General features: G+C 35.6%; 1 protein-coding gene. It reads right to left on the bottom strand.

Annotated elements, in window-relative coordinates:
• Positions 1-215: 215 nt before the first annotated feature.
• On the bottom strand, positions 216-312 hold a 97-nt coding region (locus tag BTV98_RS13175), incomplete at its 5' end, for an FKBP-type peptidyl-prolyl cis-trans isomerase (RefSeq protein ID WP_178379390.1).

Genomic DNA, 312 nt, shown 5'->3' on the forward strand with positions numbered 1-312 from the left:
CGTAATTCTAAAGTATTCCAAAAGACTTTATAATTAAAAAATCCCTATAAGTAGTGAGTGAGTTAGCTATTCGTTAACTGATAATTAACCTTTAACTGCCGCGCACGAAAAAGCCCTCATAATGTATGAGGGCTTTTTATTTTTTATAAGCGCTTTCTTATAACCATTTTTTTATAACCACTTTGGGTTAAAACAGTTAAAAGCCTAATAACGCCTTATTTTACTTTTAATAGCTCAACGGTAAAGATAAGCGTGCTGTTTGGCTCGATACCGGCGTTACCCGCTTCGCCATAAGCGATGTCAGATGGGATA

The organism is Psychrobacter sp. Cmf 22.2 (assembly GCF_001921745.1).
In the GTDB taxonomy this organism is placed as follows: domain Bacteria; phylum Pseudomonadota; class Gammaproteobacteria; order Pseudomonadales; family Moraxellaceae; genus Psychrobacter.